Origin of the sequence: Rhodosalinus sp. FB01, assembly GCF_041365715.1 — a bacterium.
Lineage (GTDB): Bacteria > Pseudomonadota > Alphaproteobacteria > Rhodobacterales > Rhodobacteraceae > Rhodosalinus.
In genome coordinates, this window is sequence record NZ_JBGFSH010000015.1 from 17,066 (window position 1) to 27,432 (window position 10,367).

Below are 10,367 nucleotides of genomic sequence, written 5' to 3' on the forward strand. Positions count from 1 at the left end.
AACGCCGCAGCGAAAGACCTGCGTGGTGGCGACCTAGGATCCTCGCATCCGCGCCATGAGAACCGGAACCAGAAGGCTCAGAAGGATCAGTCGGAACACATGGTGCGCCGCGACGAAGGCCGGTTCGAGCGACGTTTCCACCGCGAGCGCTGCCATGACCTCGACGCCGCCGGGGGCGAAAGCGAGAAGGAGGGCCGCCGGCGGAAGACCGACGATCCCGGCCGCGAGGCCGGCGCCGATTGCCGCGATGGCGCAGGCGACGAGGGTTGCGGCGACACCGGCCCCGAAAGCGCCGACCAGCCCGCGCCGGTCGAGCCCCCGGAAACGCGTTCCGATAAGGCTGCCCATGGTGATGAACGCCAGCGTCGTCGCCCAGGAAGGCAGCGCACCAGGGGTGAGGTTGGAACCGTGTCCGATGGCCGACGCCGCCATGGCGCCAAGAAGGAGCGGCGCCGGCACGCGCAGCCGCTTGAGCAGCAGGCCGAGAGGCAGGGCGAAGGCGAAGAGAAGCACGGCTGCGTTCTTCGAGATCACGCCGGGATCCTTCGGCGGGGTCGTGCCCTCGGCGCCCCAGAGCGCGATCAGAACGGGCACCAGCAAGGTCAGCAGGAGAACCCGGACCGACTGGACGAGCGCGACGCGCGGCACGTCCACCTTGAGGTCGGCCGAGAGGCCCAGGACATAGGTCAGGTGCCCCGGCGTCGCGGCCAGAAAGGCGGTGGGCGCATCGTAGTGGAAAACGCGCATCAGCATCGCCCGGGTGATGAGCAGGACCAGAACGAGTGTCACGCTCAGCACGAGAAAGGACACGGGCCACGCCATCGCCGTCGCGATCACCTCGGGCGTCACGGTGCTGCCGATCGAGACACCGATCACCAGGAACACCACGTCGCGAAGGCGCGCGGGCACATGGGCGCGCAGGCCCAGAAGCGTGGCGAGGGAGACCGCCGCTGCCGGTCCGGTCAGCACGGCGGCGGGGAAGCCCACGACCCAGAAGATGGCGGCACCTGCGGCACCGATCAGCAGGGTCGGGAAGGCCTCGGACAGAAGCCGCTCACGCTCCGTCATAGGTCCATCGGTACGCGGGTGGGGTCGGCCCCTTGTTGCGCCCGCCCTGTTCGGTCTGTTCCCATGCATGGGCGAGGATGCCGACCGACCGCGACAGGCCGAAGAAGCCGCGGGCAAGCGCGGCCGGGCAGCCCAGTTCGGCGTAGATCACCGCCGTCGCACCGTCGATGTTCATGGGCACGGGCTTGCCGCGCTCGGCGGCGAGATGGGCCTCGATCGCCCGCCCGATTTCCGCGTAGGCGCCGGGGACGGCGCCCGCTTCGGCCGCCTCGTCCACGAGCGACAAAAGGCGCGGCGCGCGGGGATCGACGGGCTTGTGGAAGCGGTGGCCGAAGCCGGGGAGAAAGCGGCCGTGCTCGGTCCGCCACGCGTCGAGCGCGGGTCCGAGACCCTCGGGCCCCTTCGTCTCGACGAAGCGAAACATCTCCACCGCCTGCTCGCCCGCGCCGCCATGCACGTCGCCCAGCATGTTGAGGCCCGTGGCCATCGCCGATTGCAGCCCGATCCCGCAGGTGGCCGCCATCCGGGCGGCGGCGATCGAGGGGGCCTGCGGCCCGTGATCGACGGCAGCGACCAGAGCCGCCTCGAAGAGCCGCGCACGGTGGCCCGCGATGGGCTCGCCCATGACCATGAGCCAGATCATCTCGGCGAAGCCCGTTCGTCCGATCAGCTGCTGCACCGGGTGGCCGCGCAAGGCGATGCGCCCGGGTTCCATGTCGATGATCGCCGTGCGCCACCAGTCCGCGACATCGCTTCCCTCGCTCAAATCACACCTTCCGCGCGCATCGTCTCGATCTCCGTATCGCTGTAGCCCAGTTCGGAAAGGACATCCCGGCTGTCCGCGCCAAGGGAAGGCGGCGCAGTGGTCACCGAAGGGCGCACCCCATCGATCATCGCGCCGATCCGCACGAGCTCGATGGGGCGGTCGAGGCCCGGCGCGTCCGCGAACCGGGCAAGGAAGTCACGTCCGGCGACCTGCGGGTGAGAAAGGATCTCGGGCACGCTCATCACCGCGCCGGCAGGCACCCCGATCGCGTTGAGCTCTCGCGCCCAATCTTGGGCGGGCCGCGTCGTCAACACGGTCTCGAGTTCCGCCCTGAGCCGGAACCGGTTGCGCTTGCGGTCCTCTCGCGTGGCGTAATCGGGCACGGCGAGAAGGTCCTCTCGCCCGAGATGGCGGGCAAGCGCCTCCCATTGCTCATCCTTGTTCGCGGCGATGTTCACCGGTGCATCCGCGCATTGGAATGTGCCCGAAGGGGCGGAGGTGGGGTTCTCGTTGCCTTCGGGACGCGGCGAGACACCGCCGATCAGGTGGTTCGACACGACCCAGCCCATCGTCGCCAGCACCGCCTCGAGCATGGACACATCGATGAAGGCGCCGCGCTCGGGCGCGTTCAACGCCGCGCAGACCGCCATCGCGGCGGTCAGTCCGCCCACCGTATCGGCCAGCGGATAGCCCACGCGCAAGGGCGCGCCGTCGGGATCGCCCGTGATCGACATGACGCCGGACGCGCCCTGAACGATCTGGTCGTAGGCAGGGCGGTCGGCCCAGGGTCCGTCCTGCCCGAAACCCGAGATGGCGCAGTAGATCAGCCGCGGGTTTTCCGCCCGCAACGTGCCGTGGCCGAGACCGAGCCGATCCATCACGCCGGGCCGGAAGTTCTCGACAAGAACGTCGGACGTGGCCACGAGCCGCTTCAGCGCCTCCTTGCCGCCCGGGGCCTTCAAGTTCAGCGTCAAAGACTTCTTGCCGGCGTTCTGGGCGAGAAAGCTGATCCCCATGCCCTTCGCCGAAAGGTCGGCATCCGCGCCCAGATTCCGCGCGAGATCGCCCCGGCCCACCGCCTCCACCTTGATGACCTCGGCTCCCAGATGTGCGAGCTGATGGCAGGCGAAGGGACCGGCAAGGACATTCGTCAGATCCAGCACGCGCACACCGGCGAGCGGTGCGGCGGCCTCAGTCCCCATCGGCCACCCCTTCGGCACGGCGCCGCGCCCGCCGCGCACGGAAGCTCGGCAGAAGCACGAGCAGGAGCGCGAGGACGAGGAGCGCGAGCGTCATCGGGCGCTCCCAGATGAAATCGAGGCCCCGGTAGAGCTGCATGGAGCGGGCGAAATTGTTCTCCAGCATGGTTCCCAGGATGAAGCCGATGAGAAGCGGCGCGAGCGGATAGTCCGCGAAGCGCAGCACCGTCGCCAGCACGCCGAGGCCGACGAGCATCAAGAGCTCGGTGGCGTTGTTCTGCCCGATATAGGCCCCCATCATGGTGAAGAAGAGGATGAACGGGATCAGGTAGTTGCGCGGGATCGACAGGACCTTGGCGATGTAGGGGATGAGCGGCAGGTTCAGGATGATCAGCACGACATTGCCGATGAACATCGACGTGATGACCGCCCAGAAGATGTCGGGCTCGTCGATCATCAGCCGCGGACCCGGTGTCACGTTGAGTGCGATGAGCGCGCCCAGAAGGATCGCGGTCGTCCCCGAGCCCGGGATGCCGAGCGTCAGAAGCGGCACGAAAGATCCCGTGCAGGCCGCGTTGTTGGCCGTCTCCGGCGCCGCGAGGCCCTTGACGGAGCCTTTGCCGAACTGTGCCTGGTCGTCGCCCTTGGCGATGTTGCGCTCGACCGCATAGCCCAGGAACGACGCGATGGTGGCGCCTGCGCCCGGCAGCACACCGATGAAGAACCCCTGGACCGACTGTCGCCCGATGACGGGGAGGATCGCCCGCCCTTCCTCCTTCGAAAACCGCAGGCCGGTGATCCTGGCGGAGCCCCCGGCCTCGCCGCCCCGGCTGGAGCGCGCCGGGTTCAGAACAAGGAACAGCGCCTCGGGCAAAGCGAACATCGCCATGGCGAGGGTGATGAAGTTTATGCCCGATTGCAGGTCCATCAGTCCCATCGTGAAACGCGGCATGTTGAAGAGCGCGCCTTCGCCCACGGTGGCGAGGATCAGCCCGAGAACCGTCATCATCAGTGCCTTCGCGACCTGGCCCGTTCCCGCGAACGCCGCGATCGCCGAAAGCCCCACGACCATGAGTGCGAAGTACTCCGCGGAGTGGAACAGGAGCGCGACCGACGACAGCGCGGGCGCGAAGATGGCAAGAAGGATCGCCCCTATCGTGCCGCCGGCGAAGCTCGAGACGGCCGCAATCGTCAGGGCCTTGCCTGCCATTCCGTTCCGCGCCATCGGATAGCCGTCGAACGAGGTCGCCACCGTACCCGCGACCCCCGGCGCGTTCAGCAGGATCGAGGAGGTCGAGCCCCCGAAGATCGCCCCGTAATAGACACCTGCCAGCAGGATCAGCGCCGCGGTCGGATCACCCATCGAGATCGCGACCGGGATCATGATGGCGATGATGGACATCGGCCCGAGACCCGGAAGCATTCCGATGAAGGTGCCGATCAGGCAGCCCGCAACCACCATCAGGAGGTTCTGGACCGAAAAGGCGGCCGAAAGGCCGATCATGATGCCCTCAAGCATGGCTCACCTCAGGAAAAAGGGAAGCGGACGCAGGAAGATGCCCAGCACCTCCTGCACGAGATACCAGACGGCGCCGCTGGCGATGACGGCGACGAGCATCATGGTGACCCAGCGCCGCTCGCCGAGGATCGCGGCGCCCCCGGCCAGGAAGACGGTGGTCGCGAGCAGGAAACCTGCCGGACGCAGCGCGAGAGCGTAGACCACCATCAGGCCCAAGAGGAGCAGGGCCTGGCCAAGGTTGTAGTCGTGCAGCCGGCGGTAGTTGATGTCGACTGCGGAGGGCTCGTCCTCGCTGCCGGGCTTCTCCAGCCCCGACAGCACGACCAGCCCCACGATGATGCCGAGCACCGCCAGCACTTTCGGAAAGGTCGATGGCCAGACCGGGTTGCGCTGCATGAAGGGCGGCAGAAGCTCGTCCATCGTGAAGAAGGCCGCGTAGCCGTAGATGCAACACAACGTGATGAAGATCAGCGCGATCCATCGATCCAGCGCCATGGCGTCCCCTCCCTTCGAAACCGCAGGTATCGCGCGGGGCGGCCGGGCGAGCCCGGTCCGTCTGGCGATGCCAGGGCGGGATCCGCCCGCCGCCCCGCGCCTTTTCAGGCGTTTTGGCCCGGCTCAGAGAAAGCCGAGCGTCCGCATCAGGTCACCGATTTCCTTTTCCTGTGCTTCGAGAAAGCTGCGGAAATCCTCGCCCGGGTTCCAGATGTTGACCCATCCGTTGCGCGCGCGGACCTCTTCCCAGGCCTCGGTATCGTACATCGCCGCGAGGGTCTCGATGTATTGCTGGCGCTGTTGCTCTTCCATTCCCGGAGGACCGAAGAAGCCGCGCCAGTTGATGAAGGTCGTGTCGATCCCCTGCTCGGCGAAGGTCGGCGCCTCGTCATAGGCCGGCACGCGGTCGGGCGCGGTCACACCCAGGATGCGGACCTCGTCCTGGTCGGCCAGGGCGATCGCCTCGGAGAAGCCAGTGGACAAGGCATCGATCTCGCCCGAAAGCAGGCCTGCCATCGCCTCGCCGCCCGCATCGTAGGGGATGTAGTTGACCTCGGTCGGGTTCTCGCCCGCGGCCTGCATCACCATGGCCGCCACCAGGTGATCCATTCCGCCCGGGACCGATCCGCCGCCGATGGCGAAGTCCGTACCCTGCGAGGCGTATTCGGCCAGAAGCGCCTCCATGTCCTCGATCGGACTGTCGGCGGGCACGACGATCGCGGCATAGTCGCCGATCGTGCCGGCCACCAGCGTCAGGTCGCGGAAGCTCTGCGGGAAAACGCCGGTGAGCGAGCGGATGACGATGGGCGTGGAGTTCACCATCAGCGTGTTGTCGAGGCTATCGGCGTTTTCGATCATGTAGGCGATCGCGACGCCGCCGCCGCCGCCCGACATGTTCTCGTAGGTCGCGCTGCCCACGAGGCCGGATTTCGTCAGCGCCTCGCCCGTGCCGCGCGCCGTGCCGTCCCAGCCGCCGCCGGCGCCCCCGGGAACGATGAAGTGGATCTCGTCCATCATCTGGTGGTTGTCGGCGTGAGCCTGGCCGCCGATGGCCAGGGTCGCCGTCGCCGCGACGAGAAGCGCGCGACGCGTGCACCCAAAGGTGTTCATGAATTTTCCTCCAGTTTGACAGGCGGTCCTCCGCCGCCCATGGTCTTCCTCCACCACATGAACCTGACACCAGCCTGACACGACGGAGAAGACCGGCTGGCCGCGAGGGCAAGGGGGGTAGCGGGTGCGGTATCTTCTGGTCGAGGACAATCTCGAGCTGGCAGAGGCGGTCGTGCGCCGGCTCGCGCTCGACGGGCACGCGGTAGATCACGCGGCCAGCCTCGCGGCCGCGGAGGACTGGCTTGCCACGACCGAGTACGACCTGATCCTGCTCGACGTGATGCTGCCGGACGGCGACGGGCGCGATTTCCTGATACGCAGCCGCGCGCGCCTCGAGGTGCCGGTCATCGTGCTGACGGCGCGCAGCCAGGTGTCCGACCGGGTCGTCGCACTCGATCACGGTGCGGATGACTACCTCACCAAGCCGTTCGACTTCGCGGAACTCGAGGCGCGCTGCAGGGCCGTGTTGCGCCGCCGCCGCGGATCGGCCCGCAACNGTGCTGACGGCGCGCAGCCAGGTGTCCGACCGGGTCGTCGCACTCGATCACGGTGCGGATGACTACCTCACCAAGCCGTTCGACTTCGCGGAACTCGAGGCGCGCTGCAGGGCCGTGTTGCGCCGCCGCCGCGGATCGGCCCGCAACGAGATCGCGCTGGGGAACTGTATTTTCGACCCGGTGGCCGGCACGCTGCACTGCGGCCCCAAGACGCTGGAACTGCGCAGTCGGGAAATCCGCCTGCTGGAAGTCTTCGCCCGGCACCCGGGACAGATCCTTTCGAAGGCGCAGCTCATGGACCGGCTGTTCAGCCACGATGCCGAGGTCACCGAGAACGCGATCGAGGTATATGTCGGCCGGCTGAGACGCCGCATCGGCGACATGGGCGTCCGCATCGACACCGTCCGCGGGCTCGGCTACCGGATGGAGGCCGGCGGTTGATCGCACGGGCCGGGAGAGCATCCGGCTCGATCGGGCGCCGGCTGACGCTCCTGCTCGCCGCGGTCGCGGCACTTCTGTCCGTCATGTCCTGGGCGATGGTCACGGGGCTCGCCCGTCAGGCGGCCGAACGGACCCAGGACAACGTGCTTGCGGCCTCCGCGACCACGATCGCCGAAACGCTGCGCACCGAACGGGGCGAGGTGCGGCTGGAACTGCCCTATTCGGCCTTCTCGATGCTGGGTGCGATAAGCGAGGACCGCGTGTTCTATCTCGTAACCGCCGGGCGTGAGACGCTGACGGGCTATCCCGACCTTCCGGTGCCGACGCTCGATGTCACGCCGCCGGGACGCGTCGTCTTCTATACCGGTTCCTATCGTGGAGACGAGGTGCGCATGGCCTCGCTCACCCGGGTGGTGCTGCTGGGAAACGAGCCCTTGCGCACGGTCGTCACCGTGGCTCAGACGAGAAACGGCGTACGTGCCCTGACCGGGGAGCTCTCGCAATTCGCGGCCACGTTGTCGGTCGCCTTCTTCATGGTCGCGGTCGGCCTTTCCTTCTTCGCCGCGCGCACGTCCCTGCGTCCGCTCAACGAGATCGCGCAGGCGGTCTCGCGTCGCGGGCCGTCCGACCTGCGCCCTCTCAGGCGCCCCGCTCCGACCGAACTCGCGCCCCTTCTGGACGCCCTCAATCGGCTGATGGACCGGCTTGGCCAGTCGATCCGGCGATCGGAGGACTTCATCGCCGAGGCCGCCCACAGGGTCCGGACGCCACTTGCCACGGTGCGCGCCGAGGCCGAGGTCGCGCTCCGCTCGATCAGGGACGAGAGCGCCCGGGCGCGCCTGCGCCGCATGATCCACGCCGTCGATGAAAGCTCGCGCTCGGCGGGTCAGCTTCTCGATCATGCCACGGTGGCTTTCCGGGCCGATCATCTTGCCGGCGACCGGCTCGACCTGGCCGATCTCGCCCGCCGCGCGGTCGAAGCGCTGGAGCCGACGGCCGCCATGAAGGACATCGAGATCAGGCTTTACGCCGAACCGGCCGAGATGGAGGGCGACGCCGTGCTTCTGGACAACGCCATTCGCAACGTGCTCGACAACGCGGTGAAGTACTCGCACGAGGATACCGCCGTCACGGTCCGTGTCGAACGGATGGAGAAGGCCGCCCGCATCTGCGTGACCGACGAGGGCCCGGGCCTGGGCGAGGGACCGACCGAAAGGCTTACCGAGCGCTTCCGTCGTGGAGGCAACGTGGAAGGTATCGTCGGCTCGGGCCTCGGGCTTACCATCGCCGCCGACGTGCTCCGCGCACATGGAGGACGCCTTGTCCTCCGCAACCGGGAAGGGAGGGGGGCATGCGTCTCGCTTGTATTGCCGTCTTCTTGAGCCTCTGGCCGACGCTGCTCGCCGCGCTGGAGGTGGAGGAGCACCGCCGCTACGAAGGCACAGGCAGCCGGACGTTGCGCATCATCTCGACGGCTGATCTGGAGGTCTTCGCACCGGTCCTCGAGGATTTCCACGCGGACAATCCCGGGCTCACCCTCGACTACGCGGTCGCGTCCTCGGTCGAGCTTCACCGTGCGATACGCGACGGCGCGCGCTTCGACGTCGCCATATCGTCGGCGATGGACCTTCAGTTCCAGCTCGTGAACGACGGCTATGCCCGAAGCCACCGTTCCCCCGTGGTCGACGCTCTGCCCGACTGGGCGCGCTGGCTCGACCGGATCTTCGCCTTCACGACAGAACCCGCGGTGGTGGTCATCTCCACCGAACGGTTCGCCGGCCTGCCGGTCCCGACGACGCGACAGGACCTCATCGACGTTCTTCGCGACAACCCGGAACGCTTCCGCGATGCGATCGGCACCTACGACGTGCGGGAAAGCGGGTTGGGCTATCTGTTCGCGACGCAGGAGGCACGGGCGACCGATGCCTACTGGCGTCTTGCCGAGGTGATGGGGCGCCTCGATCCCCGGCTCTACTGCTGCTCGGGGCAGATGATCGACGACGTGGCGGAGGGGCGGCTGGCATTGGCCTACAACGTGCTGGGGAGTTATGCGGCCGAAAGGGTCGCACGGGACTCCGGAGGCCGTGTGCGCATCCTGCGCATGACCGATTTCTCGAACGTCATCCTGAGGACCGCGATCATCCCGAGTGCCTCGGGCGATCCGCAGAGTGCGGGCAGGTTCGTCGACCGGTTGCTCGCCATCGGCCTTCGTGACGCTCCCGGCGATTGGGCGCTGCCACCTCTGGGAGAGACGCGTGAAATCGCCAGAGCCGGTTTCGGGCCGATCCGCCTGGGGCCCGGATTGATGGTGTATCTGGACCCGCTGAACCGCCAGGCGTTTCTTCGGGAATGGGTCAACGCGATCGAGCAACAGTGAACCGTGTTCGCACCGGAAAAGAGCGTTCTGTCGTGCCGGGACCTGCGTCTGGCCAGTGCCGGGCGCCCCGCCTCGATGCGGGGCATGGCGCCGGCCGGCGCCGGCTTGCGACCCGATCCGGTCTCTGTTGGCTTGGAAGACGGCCCGGGATGATCCGCCTGACCCGGGAGGCCCCATGACGCGGCAGGCGAAGCACGAGAGGCAGAGCACCATGTTCGAACCGTCCGCGAATGTCAGCGAAGCGTTCTTTCGGCATCTGGTGCAGACCCATGCCTTGGGACATCGCGGTTTTCATGGCGAGGATCACTGGCGCCGCGTTCTCTTCAACGGCCGCATGCTGGCCGCGGCGACCGGCGCCAACCTCAAGGTCGTCGAACTCTTCGCGCTGGTCCACGACAGCCGGCGCGAGAACGAGGATCACGACCCCGAACACGGGCTGCGTGCCGCACATCATGCCCGGACCCTGCGGGGAACCTGGTTCGACGCCAGCGATGACGAGATGGAGCTTCTGACCGAGGCTTGCCGGCTACACTCCGACGGCCTGACGGCGGGCGATCTGACGGTCCGGGTCTGTTGGGATGCCGACCGCCTCGATCTCGGGCGGGTCGGCCTGCGCCCGAGCGCAAGATATCTCTGCACCGACCATGCAAGGCGTCCGGAGGTGATCGCGGCCGCTTATCGCAGGTCGCTACTGGGCGCAGACGCCTGATGCATTGGCTACCACGTCGCTGTCGCAGCGCCGAGAGTCCGACAACGCGGCCTGCATCCTTTGCACCATGCAGCGTCCGGGACGGTCTGCGATACGGGGGACAAGCATCTGGGGAATTTCAGGACGACCATGCCAATTATCCGGCCGATAATGGTGCCCAGGAGACCCATCGGCTCTTGGTTCACT

The 10,367-nt window shown here is 67.6% G+C and carries 11 protein-coding genes; 5 read left to right on the top strand and 6 right to left on the bottom strand.

Going from position 1 to position 10,367, the window contains the following annotated elements:
- Positions 1–33 precede the first annotated feature (33 nt).
- The 6 genes from AB6A65_RS15680 to AB6A65_RS15705 all read right to left on the bottom strand — a co-directional run bounded on the left by AB6A65_RS15680 (position 34) and on the right by AB6A65_RS15705 (position 6,157).
- Entirely contained in the window at positions 34–1,068 is a 1,035-nt protein-coding gene (locus tag AB6A65_RS15680) for an AbrB family transcriptional regulator (RefSeq protein ID WP_371039344.1), read from the bottom strand.
- A complete protein-coding gene (locus AB6A65_RS15685) occupies positions 1,055–1,834 on the bottom strand; it encodes a citryl-CoA lyase (protein WP_371039345.1) in 780 nt (259 codons plus the stop codon). The genes AB6A65_RS15680 and AB6A65_RS15685 overlap by 14 nt, the downstream gene beginning before the upstream one ends.
- Complete coding sequence (locus AB6A65_RS15690; protein WP_371039346.1) at positions 1,831–3,036, bottom strand: CaiB/BaiF CoA transferase family protein; 1,206 nt, start codon at positions 3,034–3,036, stop codon at positions 1,831–1,833. Before AB6A65_RS15690 ends, AB6A65_RS15685 begins: the two co-directional genes overlap by 4 nt.
- Positions 3,026–4,552 carry a tripartite tricarboxylate transporter permease gene (locus AB6A65_RS15695; RefSeq protein ID WP_371039347.1) on the bottom strand — a complete coding sequence of 509 codons (1,527 nt, stop codon included), beginning with the start codon at positions 4,550–4,552 and terminating at the stop codon, positions 3,026–3,028. Before AB6A65_RS15695 ends, AB6A65_RS15690 begins: the two co-directional genes overlap by 11 nt.
- A 3-nt stretch (positions 4,553–4,555) precedes the next feature.
- Positions 4,556–5,047, bottom strand: coding sequence for a tripartite tricarboxylate transporter TctB family protein (locus AB6A65_RS15700; protein WP_371039348.1), 492 nt, complete (start codon positions 5,045–5,047; stop codon positions 4,556–4,558).
- A gap of 123 nt (positions 5,048–5,170) precedes the next feature.
- Positions 5,171–6,157: a tripartite tricarboxylate transporter substrate binding protein gene (locus AB6A65_RS15705; protein WP_371039349.1), complete on the bottom strand. Its 987-nt coding sequence runs from the start codon at positions 6,155–6,157 to the stop codon at positions 5,171–5,173.
- A gap of 124 nt (positions 6,158–6,281) precedes the next feature.
- On the opposite strand from AB6A65_RS15705, the gene AB6A65_RS15710 reads away from it, so the two are divergent.
- The 5 genes from AB6A65_RS15710 (at position 6,282) to AB6A65_RS15730 (ending at position 10,181) form a co-directional block, all read left to right on the top strand.
- Positions 6,282–6,716 (top strand): response regulator, encoded by a 435-nt coding sequence (locus AB6A65_RS15710; RefSeq protein WP_371039350.1) that lies wholly within the window; start codon positions 6,282–6,284, stop codon positions 6,714–6,716.
- A complete protein-coding gene (locus AB6A65_RS15715) occupies positions 6,676–7,095 on the top strand; it encodes a DNA-binding response regulator (RefSeq protein ID WP_371039351.1) in 420 nt (139 codons plus the stop codon). The genes AB6A65_RS15710 and AB6A65_RS15715 overlap by 41 nt, the downstream gene beginning before the upstream one ends.
- A complete protein-coding gene (locus AB6A65_RS15720) occupies positions 7,092–8,477 on the top strand; it encodes a sensor histidine kinase N-terminal domain-containing protein (protein WP_371039352.1) in 1,386 nt (461 codons plus the stop codon). Before AB6A65_RS15715 ends, AB6A65_RS15720 begins: the two co-directional genes overlap by 4 nt.
- On the top strand, positions 8,447–9,472 hold the full coding sequence (locus tag AB6A65_RS15725) for an ABC transporter substrate-binding protein (RefSeq protein ID WP_371039353.1): 1,026 nt from the start codon (positions 8,447–8,449) through the stop codon (positions 9,470–9,472). The genes AB6A65_RS15720 and AB6A65_RS15725 overlap by 31 nt, the downstream gene beginning before the upstream one ends.
- A gap of 211 nt (positions 9,473–9,683) precedes the next feature.
- On the top strand, positions 9,684–10,181 hold the full coding sequence (locus AB6A65_RS15730; protein WP_371039354.1) for a hypothetical protein: 498 nt from the start codon (positions 9,684–9,686) through the stop codon (positions 10,179–10,181).
- Positions 10,182–10,367: the final 186 nt, after the last annotated feature.